This is a genomic window from Nesterenkonia sp. Act20 (assembly GCF_019173455.1).
In the GTDB taxonomy this organism is placed as follows: domain Bacteria; phylum Actinomycetota; class Actinomycetes; order Actinomycetales; family Micrococcaceae; genus Nesterenkonia.
Genome location: NZ_JADPQH010000001.1, coordinates 830531 through 845545, shown reverse-complemented (window position 1 = coordinate 845545; position 15015 = coordinate 830531). Strand labels below are relative to the sequence as shown.

The window sequence follows — 15015 nt, the reverse complement described above, 5'->3', positions numbered from 1 at the left end:
TGGCGATGCGTTTCGCGGCCGGCGAGCCGGCGGCCATGCAGGACCTCTATCGGCAGCACGGCGCCTTCGTGTTCTCGCTGTGCATGGCAGCCCTGCGGCACCGCCAAGACGCCGAGGACGCCACCCAAGCGGTGTTCACGCGTGCCTGGCGCTCCCACGACACCTACGACATCACCCAGCCCACGGGTGCCTGGCTGACCGGGATCACCCGACGCGTCATCGCTGACACGTTCGCGCGGCGGGAGCGAGACCTGCAGGCCGCCAGGGCCGGGGTCGAGGAACAGGTCCGTGAGGATGCTCCACAGCCCACAGACGCGGTGGTGGACCGCGTGGTGGTCCAGCAGAGCCTGGATGCACTGGGCCCGCCGCAGGATGAGATACTTCGCCTGGCCTACGCGGAGGACCTCCCACTCAAGATCATCGCCGAGCGTCTGGGAATGCCGCTGGGTACCGTGAAATCCCATGTCCACAGGGGCCTGGCCCGCATGCGAAAGAGTCTGGAGGTGCATAGTGACTGAGCAGTTCCCGCCGAACGAGCGCTCCGACTCCGCTGCGCACCTGAGCGACCACGAGCTGGCCATGCTGGCAGACCCCCGTCTCGCCGAGGAGGAGGGCGCCGCCGCGCCTCCGACCGAAGATCGATTGACCGAGGCGCAGCGGCATCTCGCGCTGTGCGCCCCCTGCCGGGAGGCCCTGGCGGCCACGGAGCGTGCGCTGAACGCGCTGCGTGATCCGGTGAATCTGCTCGAACCCCCCGCTGGGCTCTGGGACCGCATCGCTGCGGAGATCGCTGAGACCCCGGCGGCCCCCGGGCCGACTGGGGCCTCGGTCCATCAGCTGCGCCCGCGGCCCACCCCAAGTCGTCGCTGGGTGCCGCTGGCGGCTGCCGCGGCCGGAGTGCTGATCGGTGGCGCCGCCGTCGCCGGTGTGCTGGGCCAGGGCTCCGAGGAGGAGGCCCCCGCAGAGCCGCCCGTGGCCGCGCCCACCGTCCTCGGCGACGCCGCGCTGGAACCGGTCGCCGCCGAAGACATCTCCGGACAGGCCGAGATGGTGGAGACCGAGGACGGCCTGCTCGAGATCACCGTGGAGGTCTCCGAGGCACCAGACCCCGAGGCCGGGTACTTCGAGGTCTGGCTGCGCAACGAGGACGGCTCCCGCCTGCAGTCTCTGGGCGCGGTCACCGGCACCGAGTCCACCACCTTCCAGGTTCCGGAAGGTCTGGACCTGAGCGAGTACCCGGTGGTCGACGTCTCCCATGAGCACTTCGACGGGGATCCCGGCCACAGCGGCACCACCCTCGCCGCGGGCCCCATGGAGCCCGCGGACAGCTGATCCCACCCCACCCCGAGCGTTTTACCGGGACTTGGGTGAATTACCAGCCCCGCCGTCTGCCAGGTAATCCACGTACGGCCCGGTAAAACGCCGGGTGGGACAGGGGCACGGTAGGCTGGCCCCATGGCAAGCGACAACGAGCCCACACACGAATTCGATCCTCATCTCACCCAGGGACAGGTGCAGCACCCGGATCAGACCGACCCGCATTTCGGGCATCTGATCACGGCGATGGTCACCCCATTCACCCCGGATGACAAGATCGATTTCGACGCGTTCGAGGCGCTCGCGGTCAAGCTCGTCGAGGAGGGCAACGACTCCCTGGTGGTCTCCGGCACCACCGGTGAGGTCTCCACGCTGGAGGACCACGAGAAGGAATCCCTGGTGCGGGCGGCCAAGTCCGCCGTCGGGGATCGTGCCAAGGTCATCGCCGGCACCTCGACGAACCACACCGATCACGACCTGCTCATGGCCAAGCGTGCCGAGCGGGCCGGAGCCGACGGGCAGCTGGTCGTCACCCCGTACTACAACAAGCCCAGCCAGGACGGGGTGCTCGCGCACTTCACCGCCGTGGCCAACGCCGCGGACCTGCCGCTGATGATCTATGACATCCCCGGGCGCACCGGCATCCCGATCTCCACCGAGACGATCCTGAAGCTCGCCGAGCACCCGCACATCATGTCGCTCAAAGACGCGAAGAATGACATCACGGCCACCACCGAGGTGCTGACCAAGACCGACCTCGAGGTCTACTCCGGTGATGACCAGAACGTGCTCGCCTGGATGGCCATGGGTGCGGCCGGCGTCGTCTCGGTGACCGCCCATGTGGCCTCCCCGACCTTCCGCCGGATGATCGACGCGGTGCTCAACTATGACCTGCGCGAGGCCCGCATCGCCCACGGCGAGCTCGGCCCTGTCATCCGCGCCATGATGACCCGCGTGCAGGGGGCGGTCTCCTGCAAGCAGGTGCTCAACTGGCTCGGCACCGGGATGCAGCCCGGCGTCCGCCTGCCGCTCGTGCAGGCCAACGAACTTGAGAAACAACTGATCATCGCCGACCTGCGAGAGGCAGGCTGGCAGCTCTGAGGGCTCGGCCGCACACCGGGCGGCCCACGGGGCAGACCATGAACGACCTACACAACGGACGCCCCGACAGGGACGTCTAGAGGAGGAACATCACCTTGGCAGCACAGCGCCTCATCACTCCACCGAAATTACGCCGCGGCACTCTTCGCACCGTCGCCCTGGGCGGCCTGGGGGAGGTCGGGCGCAACATGACGGTCTTCGAGATCGGCGGCAAACTGCTGATCGTCGACTGCGGCGTCCTCTTCCCCGAAGAGGAGCAGCCCGGCGTAGACCTGATCCTTCCCGACTTCAGCTACATCGAGAACCGACTCGACGACGTCGTCGGCCTGGTCCTCACCCACGGGCACGAGGACCACATCGGAGCCGTCCCCTACCTGCTCCGCAAGAAGCCCGACATCCCGCTGATCGGCTCCACGCTGACCCTGGCCTTCATCGAGGCCAAGCTGGCCGAGCACCGGATCAAGCCGTACACCCTCGAGGTCAAAGAGGGCGATGTGGAGGACTTCGGTCCCTTCCAGTGCGAGTTCATCGCGGTCAACCACTCCATCCCGGACGCGCTGGCCCTGTTCATCCGCACCGAGGCCGGCACCGTCCTGCACACCGGTGACTTCAAGATGGACCAGCTCCCGCTGGACGGCCGGATCACCGACCTGCGCCACTTCGCCAAGCTCGGCGAAGAGGGCGTGGACCTCTTCCTGACCGACTCCACCAACGCCGACGTCCCCGGATTCACCACCCCGGAGAAGGAGATCGGCCCGACCCTGGAGCAGCTCTTCGGAAACTCGAGCCGACGCATCATCGTCGCCTCCTTCTCCTCCCACGTGCACCGCGTCCAGCAGGTGCTCAACGCCGCCCAGGCGCACAACCGCAAGGTGGCCTTCGTCGGGCGCTCCATGGTGCGCAACATGGGCATCGCCTCCAAGCTCGGCTTCCTCGACGTCCCCGAGGGCATCCTGGTGGACATGAAGAAGGTGGACAACTACCCGGACTCCGAGGTGGTGCTGATGTCCACCGGCTCCCAGGGCGAGCCCATGGCCGCGCTCTCGCGCATGGCCAACGGCGATCACCCGATCCAGGTGGGCCAGGACGACACCGTCATCCTCGCCTCCTCGCTGATCCCGGGCAACGAGAACGCCGTCTTCCGGGTCATCAACGGCCTGCTCAAGCTCGGCACCGACGTCATCCACAAGGGCACCGCGAAGGTCCACGTCTCCGGACACGCCTCCGCCGGCGAGCTGCTCTACTGCTACAACATCGTGCGTCCCAAGAACGTCATGCCGGTCCACGGGGAGACCCGCCACCTGATCGCCAACGGCAAGCTCGCCGAAGAGACCGGGATCCCCGGCGACCGCGTGATGATGGCCGACGACGGCACCGTGGTGGACCTGCACAAGGGCGTGGCCCAGATCGTGGGTCAGGTCGAATGCGGCTACGTCTACGTGGACGGCTCGTCCATCGGCGAGATCACCGACACCGACCTCAAGGACCGCCGCGTCCTGGGTGAAGAAGGCTTCATCTCGGTGGTCGTCGTGGTCAACCGGCAGACCGGCAAGATCATCTCCGGGCCCGACATCCACGCCCGCGGCGTGGCCGAGGAGGACCAGGTCTTCAAGGACATCAAGCCGAAGATCTCCCGCGCGCTGACCGAGGCGATCCAGGACAACAAGGAGCACACCACGCATCAGCTTCAGCAGATCGTGCGCCGCACCATGGGCTCCTGGGTGGCGCGCAAGCTGCGCCGCAAGCCGATGATCGTTCCGGTGGTCGTCGAGACCTGATCGGCTCGCGCCGAACTGCAGCACCTTTGGGCCCCGCAGTCAGCCCCGCAGTCAGCGGGGCCCAAAGGTGTGCCGATCGATGACCTGAGTCGGCATGGAGGGTAAGTTAGCCCCTATGGCGACACGTACTTCCCCCTCGCGAGCCGCCAGCACCAAAGGAAGCAAGCCTTCCAAGAGTGCGTCCGGCCGCGGGACGACGTCGAAGAATTCTTCCAACGAACCAGCAGAGTCCCCCGGCGGGAACCTGCTGGCCTCTGCCGCGCGCGGCCTCTGGCTGGCCCTGGCCACCCCGGTCGCCTCGGCTGTGCGGGGCATCGGACGGCAGGTGAAGGTCCACCCCGAGGACCGCCGCGACGGCGCTGGGCTGGTGTTCTTCCTGCTGGCCCTGCTCACCGCAGTGGTGGACTGGTGGGGTGCGCGCGCCATCGATCACTGGACGTTCAACCTCGTCCACACCTCCACGGCCGGCACCTTCGGTTGGGCCTCGGTGATCCTGCCGCTGATCCTGCTGATCGCCGCCGTGCGCTACTTCCGCGCCCCGCAGGACCACTCCGGCAACGCCCGGATCGCCGCGGGCAGCACCATCATCCTGGTCGCCGCAGCTGGGATCGTGCACCTCGCCAACGGCCTGCCCACGATCAACGAGTCCTTCACCGTGGGCCCTGACGGCACCTTCACCGCCCTGCTGACCTCGGGCGGCGTCGTCGGCTACCTGATCAGCGTGCCATTGGCCTCGCTGGTCACCCCGTATCCGGTCTGGGCGCTGCTGATCCTTGCGCTGCTCGCGGGGCTGCTGATCCTCACCGACACCCCGCTGCGCCGCCTGCCCGAGCGCGCCGCCGTCGCCAAGAGCTACCTGGTGGGGGAGCGCCGCGAGGTGGAGCAGGATCCGAACCTGCCCTCCGGCGGAGCCTCCCAGCAGCGGGACCCCTCCGAGCCCTCCGGCGCGAAGTCAGCTGCACGCGCCGCTGCGAAGTCCCCCGACGACGACGCCGCGGCTCGGCCCCGCCGCTCCGCCCGCCATGCCGAGGATCCCTCTGCCGCGGAGACCGGCACGAAGAAGTCGCTGTTCGCCAAGATCATGGGCCCCAAGTCCGCCGACTCCGAGGCCGCAGACGCTGAGTCCTTCGGAAATGACCACTCGAGCGACTCCGAGACCCAGCGCGCCGCCGCCGGAGCCTATGAAGACCCGGTGTCAGGGGAGTCTGCGGCCGAGCCCGCCGAGGAGTCCTTCGGCTCTCCCGCAGTTCCCGCCGGGGTGCGCCGCCCGACCGCCCAGGAGCTGGCCATCCAACGCGCGCGGGAGAAGGCGGCGCCGGCCACCGAGACCCAGCCCACCGCCGCAGCAGGGGCAGCCGTGCCCTCCTCGGCGGCGCTGATGAACAACCCCGAGCGGGAAGCCCCAGCACCGGCCGCAGCCATGCCGGTGCGTTCCGAGCAGCTCGCGCTCGGCGGAGACGTCACCTACACCCTGCCCGAACAGGGCCTGCTGCCATCGGGTCCGCCGGCCAAGGAACACACCGCGGCCAACGACGAGATCGTCCATGCGCTGAACCAGACCTTCCAGCAGTTCAAGGTCGATGCCCAGGTCACCGGGTTCTCCCGCGGCCCGACGGTCACCCGCTATGAGGTGGAGCTGGTCCCCGGCACCAAGGTGGAGAAGGTCACCGGACTGGAGAAGAACATCTCCCTGGCCGTAGCTTCCAACGAGGTCCGCATCCTTTCGCCGATCCCGGGCAAGTCCGCCATCGGCATCGAGATTCCGAACAAGGACAAGGAAGTCGTCGCCCTGGGCGACGTGCTGCGCTCCAACGCCGCCCGCAAGACAGACCACCCGATGATCATGGGCGTGGGCAAGGACGTGGAGGGCGGCTTCGTGGTCGCCAACCTCGCCAAGATGCCGCACCTGCTGGTCGCCGGCGCCACCGGTGCCGGTAAGTCGGCGTTCGTGAACTCCATGGTGACCTCCATCCTGATGCGCGCCACCCCGGACGAGGTCCGCCTGGTCATGGTCGACCCCAAACGCGTGGAGCTCACCGCCTACGAGGGCGTCCCGCATCTGGTCACCCCGATCATCACCGACGCCAAGAAGGCCGCCGAGGCGCTGCAGTGGGTGGTCAAGGAGATGGACAACCGCTACGACGACCTCGCCCACTTCGGCTATAAGCACGTCGATGACTTCAACAAGGCGATCCGCGCCGGGAAGATCCAGCTTCCGCCGGACTCCAAGCGGGATCTGCGTCCTTATCCGTACCTGCTGGTCATCGTCGATGAGCTCGCCGACCTGATGATGGTCGCCCCGCGCGACGTCGAGGACTCGATCGTGCGCATCACCCAGCTGGCCCGCGCCGCCGGCATCCACCTGGTGCTGGCCACCCAGCGCCCCTCGGTGAACGTGGTCACCGGTCTGATCAAGGCCAACATCCCCTCCCGCATGGCCTTCGCCACCTCCTCGGCCACCGACTCCAGGGTCGTGCTGGACTCGGTGGGGGCGGAGAAGCTGCTGGGTCAGGGCGATGCGCTCTTCCTGCCGGCAGGGCGCCCCAACGCGATGCGCGTCCAGGGCGCCTGGGTCAACGACTCCGAGGTCCACGCTGTGGTCGAGCACGTGAAATCCCAGCTCAAGGCCCAGTACCGCGAAGACGTGGTGCCGGAGAAGGTGTCGAAGAAGATCGACGAGGACATCGGAGACGATCTCGATGTGCTGCTGCAGGCCACCGAACTGGTGGTCACGACGCAGTTCGGCTCCACCTCCATGCTCCAGCGCAAGCTGCGCGTCGGCTTCGCCAAGGCCGGCCGCCTCATGGACCTGATGGAGTCCCGCGGAGTGGTCAGCGCCTCCGAAGGCTCCAAGGCCCGCGACGTACTGGTCTCCCCGGAGGAGCTGCCCGGACTGCTCGCCACCATGCGCGGCGAAGAACCTCGGGCGACGGCGCCCAGCGAGGCAGCACCCGAGGCGTACGACAACACCGGGATCGAGTACGAGCCGGGACAGTCGGTGCAGACCGCACCCTCGGGAGTCCTCGGCGCAGACCAAGAGGCAGCGGGCACGTCGGCTCTCTCCGGAGCCTCAGCCCCCTCGGCTGCCTCGGCGACGGAGTATGCGGAGTCGGGTCAGTCTGAAACTCGGGTCACTGCACCTCGGGTCACTGAGCCTGTCGCGTCCGAGCCCGGTGAGTCCGACCCCGGTGCGCATGACCCCGGTTCCCGCGAGCCCACACAGACCGAGCCCACACAGACCGCGCCCACCCAGGCGGTGGGGGAGCGCCGCGTGAGCCGCGCCTCGCTCTCCAGTGCGGACCTGATCGCTCGCGATCTGGCCGAGCGCACTGCCGCGCTGCCCCAGGCGAACGACTATTATGACGGTCATGACTCCACATCCGGCGAGGATATGTGGGAACTGACCGGACGCTGAGAGGCCCATGACTGACACCCCCCGCGACACATCGGCGCAGACCGGACAAGCTCCGCTGCTGAACATCGCGAACATCTTGACCATGGTCCGCATCGCCCTGGTGCCCGTCTTCATCTGGTTCCTGATTCTGGACTCGGAGGGCGAGCTCTTCGGGGGCGGTGCCGAGCCGACCAATGGCGGCTGGCGCTGGGCCGCCGCGGTCGTCTTCGCAGTGGCGGTGCTGACGGACAAGATCGACGGCGACCTCGCTCGCGCGCGGAATCTGGTCACCGACTTTGGCAAGATCGCGGACCCCATCGCGGACAAGCTGCTGATCGGGGCGGGCCTGATCATGCTGTCCCTGCTCTCCGAGCTTCCCTGGTGGGTCACAATTGTGATCCTGGTCCGCGAACTGGGAGTCACCGTGCTGCGCATGGCGGTGATCCGCTACGGGGTCATGCCCGCCTCCCGCGGCGGCAAGCTCAAGACCGTGCTTCAGTCCGCCGGCCTGCAGCTGATGCTGCTCCCACTGGTCGTGCTTGCCGGCTGGTTGGCCGACGTCGCGTTCTGGATCATGATTCTCGCCCTGGTCGTCACGGTCATCACCGGCGTGGACTACCTGATCTCAGCGCTGAAGATGCGGCGCCGCGTGCGCGCTTCCCGGGCCAGTGGGACCGGAGCGCCCCACCGGGACCCCCATGAGTGAGGCCTCCAGCGAGGACCTGCTGCGATCGAAGGATGCCGGTCTGCTCGCCCGCGAGGTCCAGCGCACCACTGTCCCGACCGCGATCATCCAGACCCTCGGGCACCGTGGGGCGACCCTCGCCACCGCGGAGTCGCTGACGGCCGGCGGTCTCTCCTCCCGGATCGCCGAGGTTCCCGGGACCTCGGTCGCGCTGCTGGGCGGCGTCGTCGCCTATTCCAGTGCCGTAAAACGTCATGTGCTCGGGGTCGACGATGAGCTGCTGGCCCAGCGCGGAGCCGTGGACCCGGATGTCGCGGCAGCCATGGCTCGCGGAGCGGCCTCCTGCATCGGTGCCGACATCGGCATCTCTACGACCGGAGTGGCAGGCCCGGAGCCCCACGAAGGCAAGGAGGTCGGGACCGTCTATCTGGGCCTGGCCTGCAGAAAGACCCAGGCGCGACGCCTTGGACTGAGTCTTCCGGGAGTCTGCGAGCCTCCACAGGCCGGGCTGAGCGCAGCCGAGGCCGAGGAGTGGCTCTCCGGCTCGCTGCTGCTGGACCTCGAGGGAGACCGCGAACAGATCCGCGACGCCGCGGTCGAGGGAGCACTGAAACTGGTCGAGGACTTTCTTCTCACCGTTCCGCCAGGGATCGGCGATCGGGACTAGAGTAGAGATCGAGGACCTGCAACCACACCGGGAAGAAAACACCTGCGAAGACCGTTGATCACAGGTGGAACATACCGAAAGAGGAGTGAGTCCATGGTGAGACAACCAGTCACTGTCAACGGGGTGACCCGTTGGAAAGATATGGACGTTGACGGCGTCGCCGCCACCGAGGTCCGAGAGTCCAAGGGCGTGATCCTGCGCCAGGAGATCGGCGATGTCCTGCGCAGCATCCGCCAGGCAGAAGGCCGCACCCTGCGCGATGTGTCCCACGACGCGCGAGTGTCACTGGGGTACCTCTCCGAGGTCGAACGCGGACAGAAGGAAGCCTCTTCGGAGCTGCTGGCCTCCATCTGCTCGGCACTCGATGTCCCGCTCTCCACGATGCTCTCCCAGGTCGCCGAGCGCATCGCAAACGCCGAAGGGCTGCATGTCCCGGATACCGTGCCCACCGAATTCCAGCGCGAGTTCGGCGGCGGAGTGGTTCCCGACCGGGTGCCCGACAACATGACGCGCGAAGAGCTTGCACGCAGCGGTTCTTGAAGGTCTTGGGTGACTCCGCGGCCTGAGCCGCAGTGACCTCAGGTACAGCCGGAGCCGATAAGGGAGGGCCCCCTCTAAGGTGGCCCTCCCTTGCTGTGTCATTACTGACTTAGACTGAGGTGCATGGAAAGCCATGATCGTCGCGCCAAAGTCCACGAGCTCGAGCAGGAGTTCAACAGACTCTTCGTCCGGCGCCGATTCAACGCGCTGCAGCTTGCACGGCAGATCGACCCGGAGATCGAGCCAGCCTCCTACTCGGTGCTGGCCACTCTGCAGCAGATGGGACCCCAGCGGATGACGGCGATTGCACGGCATCTGGGCATCGGCAAACCCACCCTCTCGCGACAGTTGAGCACGCTCGAGGCGCGCGGCTTCGTCGAAAAGGCCACCGATCCCGACGACGGACGCGCACAGATGGTCTCACTCACCGAGGAAGGCCGCAGTCGCCTCGAGTCTGCACAGGGCGATCGGGCCGAGCGCTATCTGCAGATGCTGCAGCCCTGGGAGGAGCAGGAGATCAACCTGCTCTCCGGACTGCTGGCCAAGCTGAACCGCACCTATACCGAGTTCGACGCCGAGAACGAACCGCCCCTGAGCAATGGGGCGGCGGAGCACCAGGCCGCGAAGACCGAAGCGATCAAGGGAGATTGATGAGAGAAAGTCGATTCTGGTTCCTCATGGAGGGGGAGTTCGGCCCCGGCTACGCGCATGTCCTCGCCGACTCCCTGGTGCTCAGTCAATATCAGAAGACGGCGAAGGCGGCGCTGGAGTCTGGGGTCAGCCCCCGAGACGTCTGGGACGCGGTCTGTGATCAGCAGGACGTCCCCGTGGATCGCCGGCTCGGCCGCGACATCGCACCCAAGCCGTGAGGGATCCCGCCGACGCGGTCACCCTTTCAGCGTCGGCCGTGAACGACCTGGAGCGATTGGGCGGAGACACGCGGGCGGCAGTCGAAGATATGTTCGATCCGATGCGTTAGAGTTTTCCCCAGAAGGCCCGGACGGCGGGGTGGAGCTCGGTGGAGTGCACAGGCCCCCTTGGTGCACGCGGGCATGTCAGAGGGTCCGCCTAATCTGGCACCACATACCTACAACGAATCATCGAGGTGAATCATGGCAGTGAGCCAGGATCGTGAAAAGGCGCTCGAAGCAGCGCTGGCGCAGATCGACAAGCAGTACGGCAAGGGTTCGGTCATGCGTCTGGGTGACGACACCCGTGCGCCGATCGAGACCATCCCGACCTCCTCGATCGCCATGGATGCCGCACTCGGCATCGGCGGCTTCCCCCGCGGACGTGTGGTGGAGATCTATGGACCCGAGTCCTCAGGCAAGACCACCGTCGCCCTGCATGCGGTGGCCAACGCGCAGAAGATGGGCGGGATCGCAGCGTTCATCGACGCGGAGCACGCCCTCGACCCGGTGTACGCGCAGAAGCTCGGCGTGGACACCGACGCACTCCTGGTCTCGCAGCCGGACACCGGCGAGCAGGCCCTGGAGATCATGGACATGCTGGTCTCCTCCGGGTCCATCGACATCGTGGTCATCGACTCCGTGGCGGCCTTGGTGCCCCGTGCGGAGATCGAGGGCGAGATGGGTGACTCCCACGTGGGCCTGCAGGCACGTCTGATGTCACAGGCGCTGCGCAAGATCGCGGGACGCCTCTCCCAGACCAAGACCACCGCCATCTTCATCAACCAGCTGCGTGAGAAGATCGGCGTCTTCTTCGGCTCCCCGGAGACCACCTCGGGCGGCAAGGCGCTGAAGTTCTACGCCTCGGTCCGTGTCGACGTGCGCCGCATCGAGACCCTCAAAGAGGGCACCAACGCGGTGGGCAACCGCACCCGCGCCAAGATCGTCAAGAACAAGATGGCGCCCCCGTTCAAGCAGGCCGAGTTCGACATCATCTACGGCGAGGGAATCTCCCGAGAGGGAGGACTCATCGACGTGGGCGTGGAGAACGGCCTGGTCAAGAAGTCCGGCGCCTGGTTCACCTATGACGGTGACCAGCTCGGACAGGGCAAGGAGAAGGCCCGCACCTTCCTCAAGGACAACCCTGACCTCGCCGACGAGATCGAGCGCCGCATCCGCGAGAAGCTGGGCCTGATCTCACCGCTGGAGGAAGAGGGCGGTCCCGCGCTGAAGGCGGTCGACGCCTGATAGGAGGTCTCCATGGGTGACCAGCAGCAGACCATCAACGCGCTGCGCGAGGCCCTGACTCGCATCGAGGAACGAGACCCGGATGCTCCGGTGCCGGACTTCCTCGATGTGAGCAAGCCCGCCGGGGAGTTCCCCGAGGACGCAAGCCCGGAGAGCGCAACAGCGACCGCAGCCGAAGCCAGCACGGACGCTCCCACCGCGGGCGACCCCCAGCCGAAGCCGGGCAGCGGCGGGGAGTTCTCGCGCGAGGAGCTTCCCGATCTCTCCGCGGCCCGCGTGGATTCCGGCTCGCCGAGCACGGAGGACCAGGACCATGCCGAGGACGATGACGCGGACGATGACGAGGACACTGCAGGCGACCTTGAGTCGCTGAGCCCTGAGCAGCAGTACGAGAAGGCTCGCGCCGTGGTGCTGCGCAAGCTCACCGGGTCGCCCAAGACCCGGCAGCAGCTGGCCACGGCGCTCACCGAGAAGGAGTTCTCCTCCGAGATCATCAGCCGGGTCCTGGATCGCATGGAGGAAGTCCATCTGATCAACGACGCTGAGTTCGCGCGCACCTGGGTCCGGGGGCGTCATGAGCTCAAGAACCTGGGCAAGTCGGCGCTGCGCCGCGAACTGCGCGAGAAGGGCGTCAGCGAACCCGACACAGAGCAGGCCCTGGAGCAGCTCAGTGATGAGGATGAGCTGTCGGCGGCTCGTGAGCTGGTTCAGCGCAAGCTGCGGGACAAACCAGTTCCCGCGGGCTCGGGACCTGAGGAGCGTGCCGAGCGGGACAAGATCACCCGACGTCTGGTCTCCATGCTGGCCCGACGCGGGCATGCCCCCGGAACCGCCTTCCAGATCGTGCGCGAGGTGCTCGACGAACGCGCCAGCGCGTAGAATTCTCAGCGATGACTGATGTAGTGACGCACCGCGCCGATGCCACCGCCCTGGATCCTGCCGCGACCGCAGAGAGCCCGGCGGTGAAGGCTCGCACCTATGAGGTGCGCACCTTCGGTTGCCAGATGAACGTCCATGACTCTGAGCGCATGTCCGGTCTGCTCGAAGACGCCGGGTACACACCTGCCGCCAGCGACGCGACCCCCGATCTGGTGGTCTTCAACACCTGTGCGGTGCGGGAGAACGCGGACAACAAGCTCTACGGCAACCTCGGCATGCTGCGCCAGACCAAGGCCAAGCATGAGGGCATGCAGATCGCCGTCGGTGGCTGCCTGGCCCAGAAGGATCAAGACACGGTCCTCGCCAAGGCCCCCTGGGTCGACGTCGTCTTCGGCACCCACAACATCGGCTCGCTGCCCACGCTGCTTGAACGTTCCCGCCACAATGCCGAAGCCGAGCTCGAGATCCTCGAATCTCTCGAGACCTTCCCCTCCACACTCCCGACCAAGCGCGAATCTGTGCACTCCGGCTGGGTGTCGATCTCAGTCGGCTGCAACAACACCTGCACCTTCTGCATCGTCCCCTCGCTGCGCGGCAAAGAACGCGACCGACGCCCGGGGGACATCCTCGCCGAGGTCCGTGCACTGGTTGCCGACGGTGCGGTGGAGGTGACCCTGCTGGGGCAGAACGTGAACACCTACGGCGTGGAGTTCGGTGACCGTGGCGCATTCGCCAAGCTGTTGCGCGCCTGTGGTGAGATCCAGGGTCTGGAGCGGGTGCGCTTCACCAGCCCGCACCCGGCCTCCTTCACCGACGACGTCATCGACGCCATGGCCGAGACGCCCAACGTTATGCCCCAGCTGCACATGCCGCTGCAGTCAGGCTCCGACAAGGTGCTCAAGGACATGCGCCGCTCCTACCGGTCCAAGAAGTTCCTCGGCATCCTGGACAAGGTGCGTGAGCGGATGCCGCATGCTGCGGTGACCACCGACATCATCGTCGGCTTCCCGGGAGAGACGGAAGAGGACTTCCTCGAGACCATGCGCGTGGTCGAAGCGTCACGGTTCTCCTCGGCCTATACCTTCCAGTACTCCCCGCGACCAGGGACCCCCGCCGCCACCATGGAGGATCAGATCCCCAAGGCTGTCGTGCAGGAACGCTTCGAACGGCTGTGCGCCCTTCAGGACCGCATCTGCGCCGAGGAGAACGCCACGCTGCTGGGCACCGCCCAGGAACTCCTGGTGACTGCAGATTCCGGGTCCAAGTCCGCCGAGACCGGCCGTCTCTCGGGGCGTGCGCCGGACAACCGACTGGTGCACTTCTCCGTGCCAACGGGAGAGCCCGCACCGCGTCCCGGGGACTTCGTCACCGTGACCATCACCAAGGCGGCAGGCTTCCACCTGCTTGCGGACCCGGGCGGCGCCGAGGACTACCGGCTGCGCCGCTCTCCAGCAGGCGACGCCTGGGACCGCTGGCAGGCAGACTCCTGCGGAGTGGGCACCACGCAGGTGAGCGGATCCACCCCGGCCGCAGTGTCGCTGGGCATGCCCACCCTGCGCGTCGGGCCTTGATGTCACCGCTGGTCGTCATCGTCGGGCCCACCGCCTCCGGAAAGTCTGCGCTGGGGATCGAGCTGGCGCGTCGGCTCGATGGGGAGATCATCAACGCCGACTCCATGCAGCTCTACCGCGGCATGGACATCGGAACGGCAAAGGTCACCGCCGCAGAAGCAGGTGAGGTTCCGCATCATCTCCTCGACGTGCTCGAGGTGACCAGTGAAGCCTCCGTGGCGACGTTCCAGGAACAGGCCCGGCAGACCGTCGAGCAGATCCGCTCCCGAGGACGGACCCCCATCATGGTGGGCGGTTCCGGGCTCTACGTGCGGGCGGCCATCGACGTCATCGAGTTCCCGCCCACCGATCCTCAGCTGCGCAGCCGACTCACCGACCGCCTCGAGAAGGAGGGTGCCGCCGCCCTGCGACTGGAGCTGCGTGCAGTCGACCCGGAGTCAGCGGCGGTCATCAAAGACGATCGTCGGCTCGTGCGCGCCCTGGAAGTGACCCAGCTGACCGGCCGCACGTTCTCGTCGTTCATGCCGCAGCGCACCTACGAACCGAGTCTCGGCCCCGTGGTGCAGCTGGGCCTCGATGTGGACCGAGCCCTGCTGCATGAGCGCATCGCCTCGCGCGTGCAGCACATGGCGGAGCAGGGCATGCTGCAGGAGGTGCAGTCCCTGGAAGCCGCGGGGCTGCGCGAGGGGAGGACCGCCTCCCGTGCCATCGGGTATCAGCAGTTCCTCCAGGTCCTCGACGGGGAGATCGACCAGGCCCAGGCCGTAGAGTCCACCACGGTGGCCACCCGAAAGTTCGCCCGGCGCCAAGAGACCTGGTTCCGTGCCGATCCCCGCGTCACCTGGATGAGTGCTCCCTCGGAGCACCTCGCCGACACGGCCCTGGAAGCGATCGGCGTCGCGGGGCGTTGAACCAAGTGAGACGGCG

The 15015-nt window shown here is 67.2% G+C and carries 14 protein-coding genes; all 14 read left to right on the top strand.

The window, feature by feature from the left end; all coding sequences use genetic code 11:
• The first annotated feature begins 5 nt into the window (after positions 1-5).
• The 14 genes from IY716_RS03865 (at position 6) to miaA (ending at position 14999) form a co-directional block, all read left to right on the top strand.
• Entirely contained in the window at positions 6-518 is a 513-nt protein-coding gene (locus IY716_RS03865; RefSeq protein ID WP_255316415.1) for an RNA polymerase sigma factor, read from the top strand.
• Entirely contained in the window at positions 511-1332 is an 822-nt protein-coding gene (locus IY716_RS03860) for an anti-sigma factor (RefSeq protein WP_218220273.1), read from the top strand. The genes IY716_RS03865 and IY716_RS03860 overlap by 8 nt, the downstream gene beginning before the upstream one ends.
• Before the next feature lie 123 nt (positions 1333-1455).
• Entirely contained in the window at positions 1456-2418 is a 963-nt protein-coding gene (gene dapA / locus IY716_RS03855) for a 4-hydroxy-tetrahydrodipicolinate synthase (RefSeq protein ID WP_218220272.1), read from the top strand.
• 95 nt (positions 2419-2513) lie between these two features.
• Entirely contained in the window at positions 2514-4196 is a 1683-nt protein-coding gene (locus tag IY716_RS03850; protein ID WP_218220271.1) for a ribonuclease J, read from the top strand.
• A gap of 115 nt (positions 4197-4311) precedes the next feature.
• Positions 4312-7611 (top strand): DNA translocase FtsK, encoded by a 3300-nt coding sequence (locus IY716_RS03845; RefSeq protein WP_218220270.1) that lies wholly within the window; start codon positions 4312-4314, stop codon positions 7609-7611.
• A gap of 7 nt (positions 7612-7618) precedes the next feature.
• Complete coding sequence (gene pgsA / locus IY716_RS03840) at positions 7619-8296, top strand: CDP-diacylglycerol--glycerol-3-phosphate 3-phosphatidyltransferase (RefSeq protein ID WP_218220269.1); 678 nt, start codon at positions 7619-7621, stop codon at positions 8294-8296.
• On the top strand, positions 8289-8942 hold the full coding sequence (locus tag IY716_RS03835; protein ID WP_218220268.1) for a CinA family protein: 654 nt from the start codon (positions 8289-8291) through the stop codon (positions 8940-8942). The genes pgsA and IY716_RS03835 overlap by 8 nt, the downstream gene beginning before the upstream one ends.
• Before the next feature lie 93 nt (positions 8943-9035).
• Entirely contained in the window at positions 9036-9482 is a 447-nt protein-coding gene (locus tag IY716_RS03830; protein ID WP_218220267.1) for a helix-turn-helix domain-containing protein, read from the top strand.
• A 123-nt stretch (positions 9483-9605) separates the two neighbouring features.
• Positions 9606-10133 (top strand): MarR family winged helix-turn-helix transcriptional regulator, encoded by a 528-nt coding sequence (locus IY716_RS03825; RefSeq protein WP_218220266.1) that lies wholly within the window; start codon positions 9606-9608, stop codon positions 10131-10133.
• Positions 10133-10351 (top strand): DUF3046 domain-containing protein, encoded by a 219-nt coding sequence (locus tag IY716_RS03820; RefSeq protein WP_218220265.1) that lies wholly within the window; start codon positions 10133-10135, stop codon positions 10349-10351. The genes IY716_RS03825 and IY716_RS03820 overlap by 1 nt, the downstream gene beginning before the upstream one ends.
• A 243-nt stretch (positions 10352-10594) precedes the next feature.
• Positions 10595-11638, top strand: coding sequence for a recombinase RecA (gene recA / locus IY716_RS03815; protein WP_192590842.1), 1044 nt, complete (start codon positions 10595-10597; stop codon positions 11636-11638).
• Between the two features lie 12 nt (positions 11639-11650).
• Positions 11651-12517 carry a regulatory protein RecX gene (locus IY716_RS13980; protein ID WP_218220264.1) on the top strand — a complete coding sequence of 289 codons (867 nt, stop codon included), beginning with the start codon at positions 11651-11653 and terminating at the stop codon, positions 12515-12517.
• Between the two features lie 11 nt (positions 12518-12528).
• The gene (gene miaB / locus IY716_RS03805; RefSeq protein ID WP_218220263.1) at positions 12529-14088 is read left to right on the top strand and encodes a tRNA (N6-isopentenyl adenosine(37)-C2)-methylthiotransferase MiaB; all 1560 of its coding nucleotides are present in this window, start codon (positions 12529-12531) and stop codon (positions 14086-14088) included.
• Positions 14088-14999 (top strand): tRNA (adenosine(37)-N6)-dimethylallyltransferase MiaA, encoded by a 912-nt coding sequence (gene miaA, locus IY716_RS03800; protein ID WP_218220262.1) that lies wholly within the window; start codon positions 14088-14090, stop codon positions 14997-14999. Before miaB ends, miaA begins: the two co-directional genes overlap by 1 nt.
• Positions 15000-15015: the final 16 nt, after the last annotated feature.